This is a genomic window from Pseudoalteromonas sp. BZA4 (assembly GCF_040104395.1).
Taxonomy (GTDB): Bacteria; Pseudomonadota; Gammaproteobacteria; order Enterobacterales; family Alteromonadaceae; genus Pseudoalteromonas.
Map to the genome: position 1 here is coordinate 15,004 of NZ_JBECOT010000031.1, position 21,907 is coordinate 36,910.

16 protein-coding genes are annotated in these 21,907 nt (G+C 42.4%); 9 read left to right on the forward strand and 7 right to left on the reverse strand.

Features of this window, described 5'->3' with window-relative positions; all coding sequences use genetic code 11:
* The first annotated feature begins 3 nt into the window (after positions 1 to 3).
* Genes ABMY41_RS13355 through ABMY41_RS13365 form a run of 3 tightly spaced genes read left to right on the forward strand, consistent with a single transcriptional unit; the run spans position 4 to position 2,443 of the window.
* Complete coding sequence (locus ABMY41_RS13355; RefSeq protein ID WP_274168292.1) at positions 4 to 735, forward strand: 5-oxoprolinase subunit PxpA; 732 nt, start codon at positions 4 to 6, stop codon at positions 733 to 735.
* The gene (locus ABMY41_RS13360; RefSeq protein ID WP_274168249.1) at positions 720 to 1,583 is read left to right on the forward strand and encodes a glutamate cyclase domain-containing protein; all 864 of its coding nucleotides are present in this window, start codon (positions 720 to 722) and stop codon (positions 1,581 to 1,583) included. The genes ABMY41_RS13355 and ABMY41_RS13360 overlap by 16 nt, the downstream gene beginning before the upstream one ends.
* A gap of 2 nt (positions 1,584 to 1,585) precedes the next feature.
* Positions 1,586 to 2,443 carry an aminotransferase class IV gene (locus ABMY41_RS13365; RefSeq protein ID WP_349275003.1) on the forward strand — a complete coding sequence of 286 codons (858 nt, stop codon included), beginning with the start codon at positions 1,586 to 1,588 and terminating at the stop codon, positions 2,441 to 2,443.
* 49 nt (positions 2,444 to 2,492) lie between these two features.
* Here ABMY41_RS13365 and ABMY41_RS13370 read toward each other — a convergent pair whose 3' ends face one another.
* Positions 2,493 to 3,473 carry a WD40 repeat domain-containing protein gene (locus tag ABMY41_RS13370; RefSeq protein WP_349275005.1) on the reverse strand — a complete coding sequence of 327 codons (981 nt, stop codon included), beginning with the start codon at positions 3,471 to 3,473 and terminating at the stop codon, positions 2,493 to 2,495.
* Positions 3,474 to 3,948: 475 nt separating this feature from the next.
* The gene (locus ABMY41_RS13375) at positions 3,949 to 4,326 is read right to left on the reverse strand and encodes a VOC family protein (protein WP_055021764.1); all 378 of its coding nucleotides are present in this window, start codon (positions 4,324 to 4,326) and stop codon (positions 3,949 to 3,951) included.
* Positions 4,327 to 4,488: 162 nt separating this feature from the next.
* On the opposite strand from ABMY41_RS13375, the gene ABMY41_RS13380 reads away from it, so the two are divergent.
* A complete protein-coding gene (locus ABMY41_RS13380; protein ID WP_274168253.1) occupies positions 4,489 to 6,510 on the forward strand; it encodes a S9 family peptidase in 2,022 nt (673 codons plus the stop codon).
* A gap of 825 nt (positions 6,511 to 7,335) precedes the next feature.
* Here the strand turns inward: ABMY41_RS13380 and ABMY41_RS13385 are convergent.
* The gene (locus ABMY41_RS13385; protein ID WP_274168254.1) at positions 7,336 to 8,937 is read right to left on the reverse strand and encodes an isocitrate lyase; all 1,602 of its coding nucleotides are present in this window, start codon (positions 8,935 to 8,937) and stop codon (positions 7,336 to 7,338) included.
* Positions 8,938 to 9,164: 227 nt separating this feature from the next.
* Here ABMY41_RS13385 and ABMY41_RS13390 point away from each other — a divergent pair, with 227 nt between their 5' ends.
* Positions 9,165 to 11,342 (forward strand): malate synthase G, encoded by a 2,178-nt coding sequence (locus tag ABMY41_RS13390; RefSeq protein ID WP_349275035.1) that lies wholly within the window; start codon positions 9,165 to 9,167, stop codon positions 11,340 to 11,342.
* Between the two features lie 187 nt (positions 11,343 to 11,529).
* Here ABMY41_RS13390 and ABMY41_RS13395 read toward each other — a convergent pair whose 3' ends face one another.
* The 4 genes from ABMY41_RS13395 to ABMY41_RS13410 form a co-directional block, all read right to left on the reverse strand.
* On the reverse strand, positions 11,530 to 12,255 hold the full coding sequence (locus ABMY41_RS13395) for a YebC/PmpR family DNA-binding transcriptional regulator (RefSeq protein ID WP_054553380.1): 726 nt from the start codon (positions 12,253 to 12,255) through the stop codon (positions 11,530 to 11,532).
* A gap of 130 nt (positions 12,256 to 12,385) precedes the next feature.
* Positions 12,386 to 13,003, reverse strand: coding sequence for an HAD family hydrolase (locus tag ABMY41_RS13400; RefSeq protein WP_054563153.1), 618 nt, complete (start codon positions 13,001 to 13,003; stop codon positions 12,386 to 12,388).
* Positions 13,004 to 13,127: 124 nt separating this feature from the next.
* Positions 13,128 to 13,631 carry a DUF6702 family protein gene (locus ABMY41_RS13405; RefSeq protein ID WP_055021252.1) on the reverse strand — a complete coding sequence of 168 codons (504 nt, stop codon included), beginning with the start codon at positions 13,629 to 13,631 and terminating at the stop codon, positions 13,128 to 13,130.
* A complete protein-coding gene (locus ABMY41_RS13410; RefSeq protein WP_349275007.1) occupies positions 13,631 to 16,069 on the reverse strand; it encodes a M1 family metallopeptidase in 2,439 nt (812 codons plus the stop codon). The genes ABMY41_RS13405 and ABMY41_RS13410 overlap by 1 nt, the downstream gene beginning before the upstream one ends.
* A gap of 271 nt (positions 16,070 to 16,340) precedes the next feature.
* On the opposite strand from ABMY41_RS13410, the gene ABMY41_RS13415 reads away from it, so the two are divergent.
* From ABMY41_RS13415 to ABMY41_RS13430, 4 genes are all read left to right on the forward strand, one after another.
* Positions 16,341 to 16,577: a hypothetical protein gene (locus tag ABMY41_RS13415; protein ID WP_274168257.1), complete on the forward strand. Its 237-nt coding sequence runs from the start codon at positions 16,341 to 16,343 to the stop codon at positions 16,575 to 16,577.
* Positions 16,578 to 16,711: 134 nt separating this feature from the next.
* On the forward strand, positions 16,712 to 16,948 hold the full coding sequence (locus ABMY41_RS13420; protein WP_054553375.1) for a hypothetical protein: 237 nt from the start codon (positions 16,712 to 16,714) through the stop codon (positions 16,946 to 16,948).
* A gap of 69 nt (positions 16,949 to 17,017) precedes the next feature.
* A complete protein-coding gene (locus tag ABMY41_RS13425; RefSeq protein WP_349275010.1) occupies positions 17,018 to 18,250 on the forward strand; it encodes an exonuclease SbcCD subunit D C-terminal domain-containing protein in 1,233 nt (410 codons plus the stop codon).
* Positions 18,247 to 21,900 (forward strand): SbcC/MukB-like Walker B domain-containing protein, encoded by a 3,654-nt coding sequence (locus tag ABMY41_RS13430; RefSeq protein WP_349275012.1) that lies wholly within the window; start codon positions 18,247 to 18,249, stop codon positions 21,898 to 21,900. Before ABMY41_RS13425 ends, ABMY41_RS13430 begins: the two co-directional genes overlap by 4 nt.
* Positions 21,901 to 21,907 lie beyond the last annotated feature (7 nt).

Below are 21,907 nucleotides of genomic sequence, written 5' to 3' on the forward strand. Positions count from 1 at the left end.
ACGATGAAACTAAACTGTGACCTTGGCGAAAGCTTTGGCATGTGGAAAATGGGCTTAGACGAGCAAGTTATGCCACATATTGATATGGCAAATATTGCTTGTGGCTTTCATGCTGGCGATGCCGATGTGATGGCAAACACCCTAGCCCTCGCCAAGCAGAACAAAGTAATGGTTGGCGCGCACCCAAGTTACCCAGATAAGCAAGGCTTTGGTCGCCGCTCAATGGCTATGAGCGAAAAAGAGCTGACCAATTGCCTGCATTATCAAATTGCTGCAATTGATGGTATGGCTGCAGTACATGGTTTAACGCTTGAATACGTTAAGCCACATGGCGCATTGTATAACGACATGATGAGTGACGAGCAAACGCTGAATATTGTTATGCGTGCAGTGGCAAGTTATGCAAAGCCATTAAAATTAATGATTTTAGCTACCAACCAAGCTGCCAAACACAAAGTACAAGCAAAAGAGCTTGAACTAGAACTCATTTTAGAAGCGTTTGCCGACCGCCAATACACAGACGAAGGTAAACTTGTTGCACGTTCTTTAGCGGGCAGCGTACACGACAAACCGGCGTTAATGGCGCAAGTTAAACAGTTAGTTGCACATGGCACAGTCACTACACGAAGTGGTCAGCAGCTGGCACTTAATGCTGATAGTCTATGTGTACATGGCGATAATGAAGCGGGTATTGCGCTCATTCAAGAGATCAAAGCACTATGTCAGCAAGCCTAAGCGACGCTGCGCTCAGCCAACAAATTGAAACCATGATGGTTGAACAAAACCCGCGTGGAATGCAGCATTTATACGCAAAACAACTTACGGGTACGTATTTACGTGCAGCAAAATACCTTTATAAAGCTCAAGGCACTGTGTTGATAGGTACTGGCTTTGCGGTTAACAATACTTTCGAGACTGATGGTCCGGTTGGTGCAATTGCACTTTACAAGGTGCTCGAAAAGCTTGGTAAACAGCCCATTTTGGTTACTGGCAACCCCCTTTACAGTGCCTTGAAAAATGACTTTAACTGTTTTGAGCTGCCAATTAATAGCATTGATAATGCGCACACTTTTAGCATTAAAGCCCTTGAGCAGCTAAAACCTGAGTGTGTTTTATCAATAGAACGCCCGGGGCTTAACGAGCATCAGCGTTATTATAATATGCGCGGTATTGATATTTCGGAGCATTGCGGCTGCTTTGATTTTTTTGTGACAGAAGCACCTTGCCCCACCATAGCGATTGGTGATGGCGGTAACGAAATAGGCATGGGTAACCTTGCACAGCACATGCAAGCGCTAAACATCACTCCTTGTTTAACAACCTGTGATGAGCTGTTACTCGCCGATGTATCTAACTGGGCAGCATACGGGCTCATTGCCTTTTTAAGTCGCTGGCATAACACTGATTTGTTGGCTGATATTGAGCCACTCAACATTTTACATTACCTAAGTGAGCGCGGTAGTGTCGATGGCGTCACCCATAAAAATGAGCTCACCGAAGACGGCCTGCATGCAATGCATGGTCAACAATTAATAACTCGGCTTCGCCAACTTGGCGGCTTTACGACAGAGAATGAGGTTTAACAATGGGCACGGTATACCTAAACGGTGAATACCTTGGCGCTGATGAAGCAAAGATTTCACCCATGGATCGCGGCTTCTTATTTGGCGATGGCATCTACGAAGTGATCCCATCATACCAAGGCAAAATGCTTGGCTTTGGAGCACATATTGAACGTATGAATAACGGTTTAAACGAGCTTGAAATTAAGCTTGATTACAGTGCCGATACGTGGCGTAAAATCTGTAATGATTTATGCGAGAAAAACCAAGGTGATAACTTGGGGATTTATTTACACGTGAGCCGCGGCGCCGACACTAAACGTGCCCACGGTTACCCAACTAATATTACCCCAACCGTATTCGCGTTTGCTTTTGAAATTCCGGCAGAGCCAAAAAGCGACATAGATAGCGCAACAACTTACACCGTATCGCTTGAGCAAGACCGTCGCTGGCAACGCTGCCATATTAAATCAACGGCACTGCTTGGCAACGTGATCCATTACCAGCACGGTGCAGCAGCCGGTAACAAAGAAACCATTCTATTTAACCGCTTAGAAGAAATTACCGAAGCTAGTTCAAGTAACGTGTTTATTGTTAAAGATGGTGTGATCAGTACGCCACCACTTGATAACCAAATTTTACCGGGGATCACCCGCTGGTTAATCCTCAATATTCTTCACAGTTACAGTGACTTTAAAGTGCAAGAGCGCATTATTAGTAAAGATGAGTTACTTGATGCCGACGAAGTATGGATCACCAGCGCCACTAAAGAAGTTGGCCCTGTTGTAAAAGTAAATGGCAAGTTAGTTGGCGATGGTAAACCTGGTGCAGTTTGGCAACAAGTACAAAGCCTGTTTTCCAAGCATAAGTTTGATTACTAATTTAATCGCACTCAAAAACAAACGCCTACTGCAAGTAGGCGTTTTTGTTTTAGCTTTTATTTGCTTTATAAGGCCAAGCTTGCAATAGGCCGTCACTGGTTTCTGAATATAATTGCTTACCATCGTAAGCCACACTTAGTACTGACGTTCGCTGGCGCTGTTGTTTAGCTTCGTATTCAGCGATTAATTCACCATCTGCAACGCGATATAAACGCATCTTCATTTTTGGTGAGCCCGTTAATAGCCATTTATCTTGATTGATAAATTGCGATGCAGTGAATTCAATAAAGTTAGAGTATGAGGCCACTTCTGATAGCTCTTTTTGATTGGCTAAATCAAAAAATACACGATCATCAACCGAGTCAATTGCAAAGCCCAAGCTTGCTGTTTTATTTAAAGTAACGTGATTCACTCTAGTCGCTAAACGCTCTTCAAAGCGAGTGCTACCATCGCTCGTTGACCAAAGCTTTACGTACTTGTCGCTTGAGCCAGTAAACGCCCACTGACCATCAGCCGATAACGCCACGCTATTAATATCTAAACGATGAATATCAAAACGCTTAGTATCGCCTGTGCGGGTATTTATTACCTCAGCCTTGCCGCTACGATAAGCGATAACCAAAGTATCGCCTACGGCTGAAATAGCGATGTCTCTAGCGATTTCTTGCCCGGTAAGCCAAGTACCAATACTACGCCCAGTGCGAGTATCGTATAAAGTCACCGATAATCGATTTGAAATGAAAAAACGAGATTTGTTAGCGCTAAAGCCCACAAGCTCAACATGTTCAGCGCCCTGCCCTGTTATACAATCGTACAAACGCGCTTTTAACTGATTATCCCAAACGCACACCTCAGATTGAGTTGCCACTAACGCGTGACTCGCATCTTCGGTTAGCGCCGTGGCACTTAGTAGCTCATTGCCGTGGGCAAATTCACTACTAGCAGGGGCAGTAAACACCTCACCTCCACCACAGCCCACAAGGCTTAGTGCAAATACACAGCACAGAGGTTTAAACAGTTTCGACGTCATGATCATTCTCAATTTTTATAATTATTTTTGTATTGGAGCAGTGTAATAAAAATAAGCAGAAGTTGGTAGGGGAACTAGCTGTCAGCTTTCAGCCGTCAGCCATCAGAGTCAATAGATTTAAGTCGTTAGTTGTTAGATAGAACGAGTAACGAAATGCGAGGTAAGAGATGTGAGGTAGGAGGTGCTTTAGCGCCGAACAACAGCTTCCTAATCACAGCTTAAGATAACCCCACTACTTTCTTGTAAACATGAAATTTATTTCGCGCGAAGAGCCGGTAGTTATGCGATGTTACTGGCATGCCATGTAAGCGTAGCGTAAAGTAAAGTTAAGAGTTACGCGGCATAAAGCTACATAAGCTAGGCCCTATTTCCTAGAGCCTAGCGCCTGTTAACTTTACTCTTTCTAACTTTCCCCTTGCTACCTTTTGAATTTCAATCTGATAGCTGACGGCTGAAAGCTGACAGCTCACTCCCCTCACCCATGCGTAAAACAAAACACATTAAGTTTGTTACCGTCTAAGTCTCTAAAGTATCCCGCATAAAAGCCGGGCATTTCGCGTGGGCCGGGGGCGCCTTCGTCTGTGCCACCTAGTTCTATGGCTTTTTTATAAAAGGCATCTACTTGGGCTGGGGTTTCGACTGCTAGAGCAATCATAGTGCCGTTACCTACTGTGGCTTTTTCATCGTTATAAGGTTTGGTAACCGCAAAACCGGGCTTATCTTGACCTGTGCTCCATGCGACAAAGCGGTCAGTTTCTAAAAAGCGCTCGGCGTTTAGAGTGGCGAACAATTCATCGTAATACTTTACTGCTTTAGCTAGGTTGTTAGTGCCTAACATTGTGTAACCTATCATTGTGTGCTCCTTACGTTTAAAAGTGTCTGTACTCAACATAAAAGGGAAATGACCATCTGTCTATTGATTTCTCCATTCATCGCAATGGACTATATTTCTCATGGTTGTTACTTTATAACAGGTTAACACGCCCTAATTTCTGCTCACTAACAAGGAAATAAAATGAAGTTTAAAACGTCTTTAGCACTGCTTGCAGCAGCCAGCTTTTACAGCCATGCAGAAGCTAGCAATACCTTTCAACTTGAAAATGTTTTTGATCTTGAATACGCCAACCAAATAGAAATGACAAAAAATGGCGATACAATTTACTTTGTGCGTAATCGTATGGATATCAAAAGCGACCGTAAAGTCAGTAATATTTGGTCAGTAAATCCAGATGGTAAAACCATGCTACCGCTAACGTCTGGCGTGCATATGGATTACTCTCCGGTATTGTCGCCAGATGAAACTCGTTTAGCGTTTATTTCTACACGAGATGGCAGTAGCCAAATCTATGTAAAATGGTTAAAAACCGGTAACGTAGCAAAAATTAGTAACCTTACACAAAGCCCTGGCGGATTAACTTGGACGCCAGATGGCAAACAATTGGTGTTCAGCCAGTTTGTGCCAGCAAAATCAGCAAGCCCAGTGTCTCTACCGGGTAAGCCTGAAGGCGCTAAGTGGGCAGAGCCAGCTAAATATATCGACGATACCTATTACCGTGCCGATGGTGGTGGCTACTCTGAAAAAGGTTATCGTCACTTTTTTATCATCAGTGCAACGGGCGGCAATGCACGTCAATTAAGCGCTGGTGATTTTGATCATGGTGGTGCTATTAGCTTTAACGAAAAAGGCGATGCGTTTTATTTTTCGGCTAATCGTTATGAAGACAATGAATTACACCCAACTGAATCTGAAATCTATAAACTTAGCTTAGCGGATCATTCAATTACCCAAATAACAGACCGTAAAGGCCCAGATTCACGCCCTAAAGTCTCTCCAAATGGTCGTTACCTGGCATACACAGGCTATGATGACAAAAAGACTAACTATGAAAATAGCGACATTTATTTACTTGATTTGAAATCAGGAAAAACCTCAGTACTCACTGCTGACTTAGACCGCAGTGTCGAAAGCATTAAATGGGATGATAGCGGCAGAGGGCTTTATTTTAGCTACGATAGCGAAGGTAAAACACACCTAGCTTACCAGCCGCGTAGTGGTAAACATAAGGTGATTACCTCAGAGATTGGTAGTGTCGCCTTTGGTCGCCCATATTCAGGTGGTGACTTTGATGTGAGCGAAGATGGTGAAGTTGCATTCACACTCGCAGATACCCAGCGTCCAGCTGATGTAGCATTAATTAAGCGTGGTAAAACCGCACGTTTAACACAATTAAACGAAGATGCACTGGGTGACAAAGAGCTAGCTAAGGTTGAAGAAATTTGGGTTAAATCAAGCCACGACGGCTTGGCTATTCAAGGTTGGATTGCTTACCCACCGGGCTTTGATAAAAACAAAAAGTACCCACTTGTTTTAGAGATCCACGGCGGTCCTGTTGCAAACTACGGCCCTCACTTTAGCCCTGAAGTTCAATTATACGCAGCAAAAGGTAATGTTGTACTTTATATGAACCCGCGCGGCAGTGACTCGTACGGCAAAGAATTTGCGCAAACAATTCATCATAACTATCCAAGTAATGACTTTGATGACTTAATGACAGGTGTTGATGCTGTCATCAATAAGGGTTTTATTGATGAGAGTAAGTTGTTTGTTACCGGCGGTTCAGGTGGTGGTGTATTAACTGCATGGATTGTAGGTCATACAGACCGCTTTGCAGCTGCTGTTGTTGCTAAACCTGTTATCAATTGGATCAGCTTTGTACTAACTGCTGACTTCTACCCTTTCTTTGCTGACTATTGGTTCCCAGGTAAACCATGGGACAATATTGAGCATTATATGAAGCGCTCACCTATTAGCTATGTAGGCAATGTAAAAACACCCACTATGCTGTTAACCGGTGAATCAGACTATCGTACGCCGATTTCTGAAACCGAGCAATTTTACCAAGCGTTAAAGTTACAAGGCGTTGATACAGCGATGGTGCGTATTCCTAATGCCTCACATGGTATTACCGCGCGTCCATCAAACCTGATGACCAAAGTCGCCTATATTCAATGGTGGTTTGATAAGCATAGTAAGTAGTTGTGAGTTAGCAAGTTAGCAAGTTAGCAAGTTAGCAAGTTAGCAAGTTAGCAAGTTAGCAAGTTAGCAAGTTAGCAAAGCATTATGGCGCGATTTTATATCGCGCCATATCCGAAACGTAATTAAATAAAACCACAACGCGGGATAAACCTGCTGCTACTTTCTAACTTTCCCCTTTCTAACTTGAGAATTTCAATCTGATAGCTGACGGCTGAAAGCTAATAGCTCTCTTTTCCTGTAAACCCCCTTTACAGTTAAAATGTGAGTAACTCCTTACATACACTTTTTCAAATATCGGACATTAATCCAAAAGCAGTTAGTAAAAAATCGGTTTATAGCCAAAATCAGTAACTTGAGTTAGTAAAAAATCGGTTTGTGCCTCTAAAAACCTAGCTTCAGTTAGTAAAATTTTGGTTTGTGAGGATGTTGAGTTGGTAAAAAATCGGTTTATAGCTTGGGTGAGTTAATAAAAAATCGGTTTGTAAATCGCAAGATTCTACAAAACAGTCCTAAATTGCCGTTTATATGACCTAATTTTAGCCATTCTAGAGGCTTTGCTCTGCCAATAAGCCCTAAATTAAGGCCCATAAGGCGGAGGTAGTTAAATCCTGATCTAAAATTCTTAGGCTGGTAAATGCGTGATCTGTATTTTTATAAAGCTAGTAAATGGCTGATCCAAGACTTGGTTAAAGAGTGATCCGAACTGCTAGGTGCGAGATGCGAGTCTGATGGCTGAAAGCTGATGGCTACAAATGAAAAAGGGCCCGAAGGCCCCTAACAACATTATTGAATAGCTATAAAGGAATATTACATTTTACAACTTGGTTAGAACTGGTTCATGGTATTTGCTTCACCACCGGCTTTAAGTGCATTTTCACCAGAGAAGTACTCTTTATGAGTATCACCAATGTTAGAACCTGCTAGGTCTTGGTGTTTCACTGATGCTTGCTCACGGCGGATTTCTTGACGTTGTACGTCGCGAACATACGCTAGCATACCTAGGTCGCCGAAATAGCCTTCTGATAGAATATCAGTGCTTAGCGCCGCTGTATGGTAAGTTGGTAGCGTGATTAGGTGATGGAAGATACCCGCTTCACGTGCACCATCTTTTTGGAAGTTTTGTACAAGTACATCTGCTGCCGCTGCAAGCTCTGTGTTATCCATTTCTGGCGCCATTAATGCTTTATTGTCATCGATGCTTGGGTAAGCAGATAGGTCTTTACCTTGTTCTTGCCACTCAGCATATACTTGCTCACGGAATTTAAGTGTCCAGTTGAACGACGGTGAGTTGTTGTATACCAGCTTAGCATTTGGTACTTGCTCTTTAACGCGGTTTACAAGCTCAGCGATTTGTTTAACGTTTGGCTTTTCTGTTTCAATCCACAGTAAGTCTGCGCCTGATTGTAAGCTTGTTACACAATCAAGAACTACGCGGTCTTTCTCTGTGCCTTCACGGAACTGGTATAAACCATTATCTAAACGTGTTGGTTTGCAAAGCTGACCATTCAGCTTCATTGCTGTGTCGCCTTCATTTAAGTCATCTACACTGTTTACTGGTGTTGTTTCAAGGAACGACGTGTATTGGCTAGCAAGGTCGCCAGGTGTTTTAGATACTGGCACTTTTTGAGTAAGGCTTGCACCTAATGAATCTGTACGAGCAACGATAATACCGTTATCAATACCAAGCTCTAAGAATGCGTAACGAACAGCGTTAATTTTTGCTAGGAAATCTTCATGCGGCACAGTTACTTTACCAGCTTGGTGACCACATTGTTTTGCGTCAGATACTTGGTTCTCGATTTGGATAGCACACGCACCCGCTTCAATCATCTTTTTAGCAAGTAGGTAAGTTGCTTCTTCATTACCAAAACCCGCATCGATGTCAGCAATAATTGGCACAACATGGCTTTCAAAGTTGTCGATTTTATCTAATGCAGCTTGAACGTCACCACCGTTTGCTTTCGCTTCGTCTAGGTCTTTGTAAAGGTGGTCAAGTTCACGTGCATCAGCTTGCTTTAAGAAAGTGTAGATTTCTTCGATTAGCGCTGGAACAGATGTTTTTTCATGCATACTTTGGTCAGGTAATGGGCCAAACTCAGAGCGAAGTGCCGCAACCATCCAGCCACTTAGGTATACATAGCTGCGTTTAGTTGTTTTGTTATGACGTTTAATTGCCATCATCATTTGCTGTGCAGTGAAACCATGCCAACAACCTAATGATTGTGTGTATTGGCTGTGGTCAGCATCATAAGCTGCCATGTCTGCACGCATAATATCTGCAGTGTATTGAGCAATGTCTAGACCCGTACGAAAACGGTTTTGTAAGCGCATACGGCTTGCGTATTCTGGGTTGATTGACTGCCACGTTTTGCCTTGTGTTTGACATAAAGTAGCTAGGTTATCGGTTTCGCGTTGATATGTTGTCATAATAAAAATCCTTCGAACGGGTTATCTATTTTTTGTTAGTGAGAGTGGCTACTTGGCGTTTGCTTCGTAGCGCTTAATTCAACATTAGGCGGATTTTTTGGATTTAGTAAATTTATAGTTGTTATTGCCACTATATTTTTAGTGAATGGCAAATAGCCTGCTTATTAGCCTTTTTTACGATATGGTTGAACCATGAATGATCAAATTAAGCTCGTTTGAAGGACATTATTATGACCACTCTCTCACTTAACGGTTTAAGCGTTGATCAACAACTTGCACAGTTTGTTGAACAGCAACTTTTACCTGGAACAGGCATTAGCACAGACACCTTTTGGCAAGGTTTTGCTGATATCGTCAATGAACTAACGCCAATCAATCGTGCGCTTTTAGAAAAACGCGAACAACTACAAGCTAAGATTGATGACTACCATAAGCAGCAGCCGGTATGGGATGCAGCTAACTATCAAGCATTCCTTGAAGACATTGGCTACCTCGTTCCTGAGCCAGCTAGCTTCAGCATAGAAACAGAGCAAGTAGAGCCAGAAATCGCAAGCACTGCAGGGCCGCAGCTTGTTGTGCCAGTAAGCAATGCACGCTTTGCCTTAAATGCAGCAAATGCTCGCTGGGGCTCTTTGTATGATGCACTATACGGCACTGATGTGTTGAGTGAAGACGACGGCGCTGAGAAAGGCTCTACATACAACCCTGTACGTGGCTTTAAAGTGATGGCTTATGCCCGCCAGTTCCTCGATAAAGCATTGCCTTTAGCAAATGGCTCACACATCGAAAGCACCAGCTATTCGGTGGTAAATAATGAGCTTTTAATCACATTACGCGATAGTAGTCAGGTTCGTTTAGCAAACCCTGAACAACTTATTGGCTACCAAGGTGAAGCGCAAAACCCAAGCGCTATCTTATTGAAAAATAATGGCTTACATGTAGAACTGCAAATTGACCATCATCACCCAATCGGCCAAGCAGATAAAGCTGGCCTTAAAGATGTACTACTTGAAGCAGCCCTCACAACAATTATGGACTGTGAAGATTCTGTTGCTGCCGTTGATGCCGAAGACAAAGTAAACGTTTATCAAAACTGGCTTGGTTTAATGCAAGGAAACCTTGTAGAAGCATTTAACAAAGGCGGTAAAACCATTGAGCGTCGTTTAGCACAAGACCGCCAATACCAAGCTTTAAGTGGTGAAACAATCACGCTAAAAGGCCGTAGCATGATGTTTGTGCGTAATGTTGGCCATTTAATGACTAACCCAGCTATCCAAGATAGTGAAGGCAATGACGTGTTTGAGGGCATTATGGATGCCATTATCACCAGCACTGCAGCACTTCATGACTTAAAAGGTACCAACAGCCTTAAGAATTCAACGGCTAATAGCATTAATATAGTTAAACCAAAAATGCATGGCCCAGAAGAAGTGGCATTTACAAATACTCTATTTACGCGTGTGGAGCAGCTGTTAGGTTTGCCTGCAAACACCATTAAAATGGGTATTATGGATGAAGAACGTCGTACTTCAGCTAACTTAAAAGCCTGTATTTTCGAAGCTAAAAAGCGTGTTGTATTCATCAATACCGGCTTCTTAGACCGCACTGGTGACGAAATTCATACTTCAATGCAAGCAGGTGTAGTACTGCCAAAAGGCGCTATTAAACTTGAACCTTGGATCAGCGCATACGAAGACCGCAACGTAGATATTGGTCTTGCAACTGGCCTTAGTGGTAAAGCACAGATTGGTAAGGGTATGTGGCCAATGCCAGATAAAATGGCGTTAATGATGGAACAAAAAAGTGGTCACCCTAAAAGTGGTGCAAATACCGCGTGGGTGCCCTCTCCTACTGCAGCAACACTGCATGCTATGCATTATCACGATATTGATGTATTTGCTTGTCAAAAAGCGCTTATGGACCGCAAAGAAGCAAGCCTTACCAGCTTACTCACTCCGCCACTTATGAAAGATGCCAGCAGCTTAAGCAAAGAAGATATTCAAGCCGAACTTGATAACAATGCTCAGGGTATTTTAGGTTATGTTGTACGTTGGATTGACCAAGGTATTGGTTGCTCAAAAGTACCAGACATCAACCATGTCGGTTTAATGGAAGACCGTGCCACACTGCGTATTTCAAGCCAGCACATGGCCAACTGGCTGTATCATGGCGTTTGTTCTGAAGAGCAAATTAGAAAAACCATGGCACGTATGGCGAAAGTTGTTGATGGTCAAAATGAAGGTGATCCGGCCTACAATAATATGGCTGATTCAGCCGAAACTTTAGCACAAAGCGTTGCTTATCAAGCAGCTTTAGCCCTTGTATTAGAGGGAGTTAAACAACCTAGTGGCTATACTGAACCATTATTGCATGCGTTCCGTATAAAGTATAAGTCGTTAAATTAGCCACTACACAACTCCCCTTCGAGTTTCATGTGTCGTTCATAGCAGCCCAAGGGCTGCTTTTTTTTGACTAATATCAATTTAAATCATAACGACAGTGAATAGCCACCATTCATGGCATAATAAAAATCTATTAAAAAAGGGGCATTTGTTACCAAATGCCCCTTTTTACGTACTAATTTTTTAAAAATTAGTTTTTGACAATCGCATTGTGATAAACGTTTTGCACGTCATCACAGTCATCAAGCATAGAAATAAACTTTTCAAAGTTTGCGATATCATCTGGATCAGTGATGTCAGTATGAACTTGTGGAACAAACGTAATTTCGTCTACTTCAAAGTTAATACCTTCAAATGCTTCTTCAAGAGCAGTTTTTGCTTTGTAGTACTCAGTATGTGGAGCGAAAACTGACACTTTGCCATCTTCTACTTCTACATCCGTTACGTCTACATCAGCCATCATTAGCGCTTCAAGTACAACTTCGTCGTCATCACCTTCAAAGCCTAAAACAGCTAAGTGATCGAACATATGCGCTACACAACCCGGTGTGCCAATTTTTGAATCTGTTTTTGTAAACGGTAAACGTACATCTTTGATAGTACGGTTAGGGTTATCAGTTAAACAGTCTACAATTACCATACAGTTACCAGGGCCATAGCCTTCGTAGCGTGCTGGAGAATAGTCTTCCCCTGCTCCACCGGCGGCTTTTTTGATTGCATTATCGATTACGTGTGCTGGAACTTGGTCTTTTTTTGCACGCTCAATAATACGTTTTAGCGCTTGGTTAACTTCTGGATCTGGTTCGCCATTTTTAGCAACAACGTAGATTTCTTTACCGTACTTAGAATTTACTTTAGTTTTTGCATTGGCTGTTTTAGCCATGGCGTTTTTGCGGACTTCAAATGCTCTGCCCATCTTATGCCTCTATGAATACATTTGATAATTGCCGATATTTTAGCAACTCATGACGGCTTGGGCTAGTACTAGGACATTTTGAAAAATAAAAAACTAACAATTACTCAGGAAAAATAAAAAACAAGGCTATTTAACATAACACCTTATTTTCTTGGAATGAGTCAACCAAAGTAGGTAGTTCTGAAAAATGATGCATTACATAATCGGCCTGATTCGCATACTCAGGAATTTCATCTGGTGCGTACAAGCAAGCACGCATATTGGCATTATGCGCAGCCTGAATATCAAATAAGTAATCGCCAACATAAAGTAACTCTGATTGATCAAGCTCCCATAATGTCGCAATCGCATTCAAGGCACTTGGATCAGGCTTAGCTGGCGCATCAGAGCGAGTCAGCACAGTTTCTATTGGTAAGGGGTTATTCTTTAATTTAATAGCAGCTGCACGGTCGTAGTTACGAGTTACAATCGCCATCGGGATGTTATTTTCTTTAAGCCTAGTTATTGCATCAGCAACACCTGGCAATAAATGAGCGTGTTGTGCATCTATGAGTTCATGCTGATGAACTATGTTCATCGCCTCTTCACGCATGTAAGGCGAAGGTAATGATGCAATGTAAGCAAGTAAGTCATTCTCAACAGGACAGCCTACCTGCGCTTTGATCAGTGAAAAATCCAACTCTGATGAAACCAAAGTACCATCTAAGTCAAAGATTACACCACGGATATTGTTGTCATGGATAGTCATATAAATCCCTGTATATGAGAGTTGGGAAAATTTTGAAGCCCATTAATAAGATAGTTTACGAAATGGGTTAATTAAAGGATCAAAGGATTAAAAAAGGAACTTTTTTAATCCTTTTGGATTGGTATTACTCTGGATTGACCGACTCAAACCTTGCCTCAAGCCAGGTATCATCTTGGCTAAAGGTCAGTGTTTTTACCTTTCCTTTGCCTTCAATGTTTACCATATTCACTTGTGCAGGCCATAGGTCACGAAGTGCTCCGTTGCTCATACGAATGCCATGAATTCCCTCAGGTATCGTGACTTCTTGATAAACCCAAAAGAATTTACCATCAACTTGCGCACCCACATCTTTAAGTTCAAGTGGTTTGCCACCTAAAGTTTGTAGAGCAATATGTGACTCAACATAATCAGCAAAACGCTTTTGATCTTCTTTATTACTTAAGATATCAGCATTGCCGTCAAACAAATGTTCAACGGCGTGTTCTGTATCATGTAAATAAAAACGATGCATCAGCTCTATGTTGTTAGTGCGTTTGTTAAATAACACGGTAGTCACAGACGCTTTTAACTGGTGCGCCATGCTTGGCGCACTCAGTAACAAAGCAAAAATAATCGCTGCAAAGCGCATTATTTTTGCTCCTCAGCATCTTTTTCGTCGTCTTTTTTCAGCTCAGTTTTAATATCTTGCATGATATCGCGGCTAACTTTCGCTTTACTCTTCTCACGTTTGTACACTTCAATGCGTGATGGAATAATACGACGCGGGTAGTTATTGTTTTCTACATCAACATCCGCTGTTTCCCAGCGTGGGTCGACTGTTACAGATACTAGGTTTTTACCTTTTTCTGTAACAATTAGCTTTTGTACATGCTTGTGGTTACGACGCCAGATTTCAGCCGGAATGTACTGCTCTTCTTTCGTACCATCTTCATAAGTAAGCTCTAATAAGATAGGCATGACTAAGCCACCTAAGTTTGAGAACTCAAGTACGTAGTAGTTTTTATCTTCTTTGATTGCACGCTCAAACGTTTTACGTTCCCAAGGCTCTAAACCTTTAAGGAATTTGTTATACGCGTTGCGCTCTTTGTTAGTTACTGTAAAGCGGTCGTTTTCGTCGTAGAAGTCAGTTACGTCTGGGTTTTCTTCAACCCACAGTTTTTTGCCTTCTTCTTTATTACGTTTTACGAATAACGGCATTGGCTTGTCAGCTTCGATATCACGTAAACGATTAAAGTCGATATCAGGGTTTTTGGTATCTAAACGAAGTTGGTAAACCTTGTCTAGCGAGATGTCAACGTGATCTGTGGTGTAGAACCAACCACGCCAGAACCAATCTAGGTCAACACCTGATGCTTCTTCCATAGTACGGAAGAAATCTGCAGGAGTAGGGCGCTTGTACTTCCAACGCTGTGCATATTCTTTAAATGCAAAATCGAATAACTCACGACCAAGGATCACTTCACGTAAAATGTTAAGTGCAGCAGCAGGCTTAGTATAAGCATTAGGGCCTAAACGTAATACGCTGTCTGACTGAGTCATAACAGGCACTTGGTTTTCAGACTTCATGTATGCAACGATATCACGAGGTTCAACACCCCAAGGAATTGTATGGTCCCATTCACGACCAGCAACGCCATCTAAGAAGCTATTAAGGCCTTCATCCATCCACGTCCATTGACGTTCATCAGAGTTAACCACCATAGGGAAGTAAATGTGACCTACTTCGTGGATAACAACGCCGATTAAGAAACGTTTTTCTGCTTGTGAGTAAGTACGTGTACCGTCGTCTTGTAAATCAGTACGCGGACCGTTGAAGGTGATCATTGGATATTCCATACCACCTACAGGGCCATTTACAGACTGAGCCACAGGGTAAGGGTAGTCAAACGAGAAGCGCGAATACACTTCCATTGTATGGACTACAGCTTCAGTAGAGTACTTCTTCCAAAGGTCGCCACCTTCTTTCGGGTAGAAAGACATTGCCATTACTAACGGCTGATCTTTACCGCCTTGATGATAGCCTTTTGCATCCCACATAAATTTACGTGAAGATGCCCATGCAAAGTCACGTACATTTTCAGCTTTGAAGTGCCATGTTTTTGTTTTGTCTGTGCCTTCTTTCTCGTTTTCTAGCGCTTCTTCTTCAGTCACGATGAAAACAGGGCGCTTAGTATCTTCAGCTTGCTCAAGACGCTTACGCTGTGTGCTGGTTAAAACACTGCGAGCGTTATCAAGTTGACCCGTTGCCGATACGATGTGATCAGCAGGTACTGTAATTTCTACATCGTAATCACCAAACTCAAGCGTAAACTCACCGCTGCCTAAGAAAGCTTTGTTAGTCCAGGCTTCATAGTCAGTGTATGCAGCAAGACAAGGGAACCACTGCGCTAATAAGAAGATATCGTTACCATCTTCTTCAAAGTGTTCATAACCTGAACGCGCGCCAACGGCGTCTTCTTCAACAATGTTAAAGGCGAAGTCCATGCTGAACTCAACGTCTTTACCCGGTTTAAGCGGCTCGTTTAAGTCGATACGCATTAAGGTATCTACTACAGTAACTTTAAGCTCTTTTCCGTCTTCGTCTTTAACATTGGCGATTTCATAACCCAGCTCGTTGTCGGCCATGAATTGCTGACGACGTAACTGACCTAAGCTCAATTTAGTTGATTTTGGCTGAGGGTCACCTTGCAATGTTTTACCATTGAAAGTTGAAGTCATTTCAGCAATTGAGTCAGATTTAAAGATATTTTGGTCTAGTTGTAACCAAAGATATTTTAAAGTATGCGGCGAGTTATTTTTGTATTCGATAGTTTGGCTTGCTGTTAAGCGGCGTTTCTTTTCATCAAGCTTTACATCGATGTCGTAGTTTACTTGCTGTTGCCAGTAATTTTCAGCGGGTTCACCGGCTGCACTACGGTATACGTTTGGAGTTGGAAGTGCTTCATCTAGCTGACGGAACTTGTCAACGAATGAGCCTTTAGTTTGCTCAATAGATGACGCCATCACAGCTGAAGATACTGCTAAAGGCAATACCAAAGCACTCAATTTGAGAACTGCTTTTTTCATTGTTAATCCTGTAATTAATTTGCCAGCGTACCATCGCAAACTGCTAACAAAGTTGCAATAAAATAACGATAAAGTGCGGGATTTTTCGGGTAGTATTCGATGTTTTATTGAAGACCTATTTTTCACAAAAAAATTGCCTTGATTAACACCTTGTAAACCCCCTTTACAAAACACTGGTTAATTTTAGTTCAGCACTAATTCATCCCAAAGTATTACAGTTAAAAAGAAGGTAATCGACTTAAATTCTAGTTAATGATGAAAGGGTGATTAGATGAAGTTTTATATTGTAAAAAAAGACTCTCGTTTAGCAGCCATTCCTGCTCAAGAATCGATTTTAAACGAGTACAAACAACGCGGATTTGAATTTGTCGAAGTGATTGCAGCTTGTGATGAGTCAGATGCATTATCTCGCACGAACCCGAGTGTAAATGGGTCTAAAAAGTGGCTAATTTACCCGACTGCACTGGTAATTTTATCCTTAATTGCCATTATTTTTGCAATAAATTAAATTTTGCGACATTTGCTATTGAAATTTACTGCCATTTGTATTTAAAATCGCCCACTTTTTTGATTTTGGGGTCTGCGAAGCATGCATTTTAAACCCCAAAATGTTTGGTAATCAGCATAGAATTCGGTGAGCGTATGGATTTCTATATCCTAAAAAAACAACAAGAACTAATTGCAATTCCAGCGGACGAACAAAATTGTAAGCAGTACCTAGATTCAGGGTATTTTTATATCGACAAAGTAGCGGCATGTAATGAAACAAATGCCCTTAAGATTTTACAAGCTAAGCAAACCAAAGCGCTTAAAGTACCTATGATAATGGCATTGTTAGCATTGCCTATGGTGGTTTTTGCTTGGTATAGCTTAAGTTAACAAACCAGGCTGGGCATCTTGGCTCAGCTTAGGTATATTGACGCTCTTAATAAATAATAAGAGCGTTTAATGAAAGTCCTTCATACATCTGATTGGCATTTAGGCCAACAATTCTACGAGCATTCCCGATTCGATGAGCATCAAGCATTTCTAGCTTGGTTAACCGATACGCTTGTGTCAGAACAGATCGACTTACTACTGGTTGCGGGTGACATTTATCATACGGCAACGCCACCTGCCAGCGCAGAAAACCAACTCTACCAATTTATTAAAACCACTAAGCAGCATTGCCCTGACTTACACATAGTGATTATTGCTGGCAACCATGATTCAGCAAATCGTATTATGGCAGCAAAACCTTTATTAGCTCAGTTTGATACCCATGTTGTTGGCCGCTTTGATAGCAACGCTCCTCATGAAGTGGTACTGCCAATCAGCACAAAAAACGGCGATGCGAATGTTGTTGCCATGCCATTTTTACGTAGCAGTGATTTAAGCAGTTATAACCGCCAACAAGAGCAACCGTTAAGTTACAACCAAGCCGTTGCTCTTGCCTACAAAGATGCATTGCAAGCAGCAAGCGAGTTACCAAACGCGCCATTAATTGCTATGGGCCACCTGCATGCAAAAGGCGGAGACATCTCATCTGATTCTGAACGCAATTTAGTCATTGGCGGTGAAGATGCGATATCGGCAAGCATATTTACTGATCAACCTGATTATGTCGCACTAGGGCATCTTCATAAAGCTCAGACCGTCGCGAAGAAAGAGACCATTCGCTACAGTGGCACGCCAATGCCGATGTCATTTTCTGAAAGACGCTATCAGCATCAAGTTGTACTAGTAGAGATTAGTGACTCTGGTACTTCTGTAAACCCCCTTTACATTCCTAGCTTTTGTAAAGTCATGTTGCTACCAGAAAAAGACTGCGTGCCACTGAACGAACTCTGTGAGCTTATAAAACAACTCGATTTAACGGATGAAGATTTAGCGCCATATCTACGGGTTAAATTGAGCGCCCATGACACTGACACCACTTTCAGAGAACAAATAGAACAAGCCCTTGAAGGTAAGCAGGTTAAGTTTTGTGGCATTGAAAGGGTACGTCAGCAGGGCAATCAGCAAGACGATGAACAAACTCTATTTGAAGATGTCTCGCAAATTGAAGCGCTAAACCCACATTCACTTTTAGAGCAAGCATTTGCAAACAATAAAGATATGGCAGGGCAGGCGGTGCCAAAAGAACTAGAAGGTTTACTAAGCCAAGTGATCGATGAGTTGAATGCAGAGGACCTACTATGAAAATTTTAGCAATTCGTGTTCATCAACTCGCCTCTATCTTAGACGCCGAAGTCGACTTTAGCGCTTCGCCTTTAAAAGAGGCGGGGTTGTTTGCCATCACCGGTGATACTGGCGCCGGTAAAAGCACATTACTCGATGCCATTTGCTTAGCGCTTTATAACAAAACAGCAAGATTACGCGGCGATACAGGCAATAAAATTGACTTTAACGGCGACAATATCAAACTCAATGACTCGCGAAACTTATTACGCCGCGGGGCAGGGCAGGGCTATGCCGAAGTCGACTTTATTGGCCAAGATAAGCAACATTACCGTGCACGCTTAATGTTTAGCCGTGCACATAACAAAGCTACGGGTAAATTAAAAAAGGCTGAACACACCTTACACACCTTGCCTGATAAAACCCTAATCGCTGATAGGAGTGCTGCAAGTAAAGAAATCGAGCGTATTATAGGTTTAAGCTTTGAGCAATTCTCACGCGCTGTACTACTTGCGCAACATGAATTCGCGGCATTTTTAAAAGCAACAGGGGATGAGCGTGCGCAACTACTTGAATGCTTAACAGGCACCGATAAATTTAGCCGCATTGGACAGCGAATTTTTGAGCGCCATCGTGATCAGCTGCAAGCATTAGAGCAGTTAAAGTTAAGTTTAAGCAACTATCAGGTTTTAAGCCCTGAAGAGGTCGAAACGAAACAAGCAGAACAAAAAGCGCTTGAGGCTAAACTTGCTGAGTTGCAAAAGCAAATAAAACAATTTGAACAGTACCAAACGTGGTACAAGCAAGCATCTCAGCAGCAGCAACAGCTAAACCAAGCTGAGCAAGCAAAGCAAGAGTTACAGCAACAAATAAACGCGCTTGCTGAAAAAGCCACTGAAGCGAAACAAGCTCAGCAATGCTTAGAAATAAAAGATAACCGCGAGCGCGTTACTTCGATTGCTGCTCAACATGGGCAACTTATTAAAAACCGTGAGCAGCTTTTAAATGTTGACCATGAAACACTGATCAAAGACGCTGAGCAAACACTTGAGAAGCAAACCGCGCAACTAAACCAAGCAAAGCAAGCACAAAAAGACGCGCAACCTATTATTAGCCAGGCCCGTGAGTTAGATAAGCAACTTGCCGTATTAAACCAGCAAGCAGCGGCGCAAAAAGTACAAGCAGAGAAAGCTAAGCACCATCATCAAGAGCTGACTAATACACTAAATAGCCATAAAGCAGAGCAGCAAAAACAGCTCGATCAACAAGCGCAAATAAATAGCTATTTAGAAACGCATGCACAATGGCAACCATTAGCAAAAGACTGGTCATTCTTTAAAAGTGAGTTAAGCCGCTTTAGCCAGCAACAGCACACAATTAGCCAATCACAGCAAAACGTAAAAGCTCTTCAACCTAAAATTGATGAGCAGCAAACAGCCGCGCAGCAGTGCAAAACCCAGTTTCAAACCCTTGAGCAAGAAATTAAGCGCTTAGTTGATCAAGATACCGCCTTTAAATCGAGTTTAAACACCCAATCAATGGCAGATATTGATGCGGGGCTTGAAGCGATTAAGCACCTGATTGAAAAGCGCCAAGTGTGGCAAACTAATCATCAGCAGTTAAAAAATTGGCAAACCCAGCTAAGCACATTAAGCCAAACTGAGCAGCAACTACAAACAGCATTAAAAGATGCGCAGCAAGGTGCAGAGCAAGCACAGCAGCAGGTTTCGTTTTGTGAGCAAAACTTACAGCAAGTGCAGTTAAGAGCCAGTGAAGGGGTTAGCCAGTTACGCGCCACTTTAAAGGCAGGGGAGCCGTGTGCAGTATGTGGCTCAAAAGAGCACCCGTTTATGCATGAAGAAATGGTAAACGAGCAATTTAGTCAACTTATTAACGACTTTACCAACCAGTTAACTAACGCCAAACAGCACTTAAAAGCTCAGCAAGCATTACAGCAAGCAAAAAGTAATGAGCTGGCGGCATGCAGCCAACAGATAAGCTCGTTAACGGGGCAAATATCAGAACTAAGCGCGCAACAACAAAGCCTCAAAGAAACCATGGCGGCTAATCGTACTGAGCTAAATGATTTAACCGAAGATCAGTTAAACGAGCGTCAGCAACAGCTAAGCTTGCAAAAACAGCAATACTACAAAACCCTCGAGCAGCAACAGCAGCTGCAAAACACGCTTGCGGCTAAGCAAGCTGAGTATAATCAGCAAGGGCAAGCGCTTCATAGCAAAGAGCAGCAGTTAAACGAATTACAGCAACAGCTGAATAATCAGCAAACACGTTTAAACGAGCTCAATGATGAGCATCAGCAGCTTTATACGACACTGAATCAACAGTTCACTAGTGCACCTTGGTGGCAGGCACTCAATACACAAAGCATTTCTTTAGAGAACATTGCAGAGCACGTTGAGGCTTATCAAGCTTCGCTGCAAACGGCAGATGAGCTTAAAACTAGCTTAAAAGCCATTGAGCAGCACCTTGCACATGTAACGCCGCAGCTTGACGAAGCACATACCTCTTTAACTCAGTGCAACGAGCAACTAAGCCAAACTCAAAACGAACTCACGCAGATACAATCAAAGCGCGAGGGCTTATTTAGTAACGCGGCGATATCGGTAGATGAGTTTATAGCAGAGCTTGAAAAGGCGATAGATTCAGCGCAGCAAGCACTGCAACTTGCCCAGACAAACCATAGTAATGCGGTGAAGGCGCGTGACGAACAAGCCATTCAAATCGCCAATATTGACGAGCGTGAAAAAGAGCTCACCGCTGAGCAAGCAGCGCTTAATGAGCGATTTAGCCTGTGGTTTAATGATTTTAAAACGCAGCACCCAAGTTTGGATGAGCAAGCCGTTAGTCAGCTATTAACGATAAACCCCGCTGAAATAAAACAAACTCTGGCAGATTACCACACCGCCGAAAGTAGCTTAAAAGACGCAGAGGCGCTTTTAAAACAACGACAACAAGCGCTGGCTCAGCACCAAAAAGACAAGCCAGCTCTCGGTGAAGATGAGCTGCAATTACAGCTTAATCAAGCCACAGAGCAACAAGTACAAGCGAATAATGCACTATTGCAAGTTGCGACTGAGCTTAAAACCCATCAACAAAATAGCGAAGCGCTTGAAGATAAACAAAAGCAATTGGTTGAACAGCAAAAAAGCTATGAGCACTGGCATTTACTCAATAAGGTGCTCGGGGATGCCAGCGGCAAAACCATGCGTAATTTAGCGCAAACGCAAACCTTAAAAATACTGCTACATTATGCGAATAGTCACTTACAAACCCTAAATAAACGCTACAAACTAACAGCCATAGGGCAAACGCTCGATATCGCTATTATCGATAAAGACATGGCCGATGAGCAGCGCTCTGTTAATACATTATCGGGGGGTGAGTCATTTTTAGTATCGTTAGCACTAGCGCTTGGGCTTGCTTCGTTGTCGTCGAATAAAGTACAGATAAACTCTTTGTTTATCGACGAAGGGTTTGGTACGTTGGACAGTGAAACGTTAAGCATCGCGATGGATGCTCTTGACTCACTACAAGCACAAGGCCGCAAAGTAGGGGTTATTTCTCATGTATCAGAAATGACCGAACGTGTTGCCACGCAAGTGCATGTAGCGAAAAAGCCAGGTGGTTATTCGACCATCTCAGTTATTTAAAGGATTA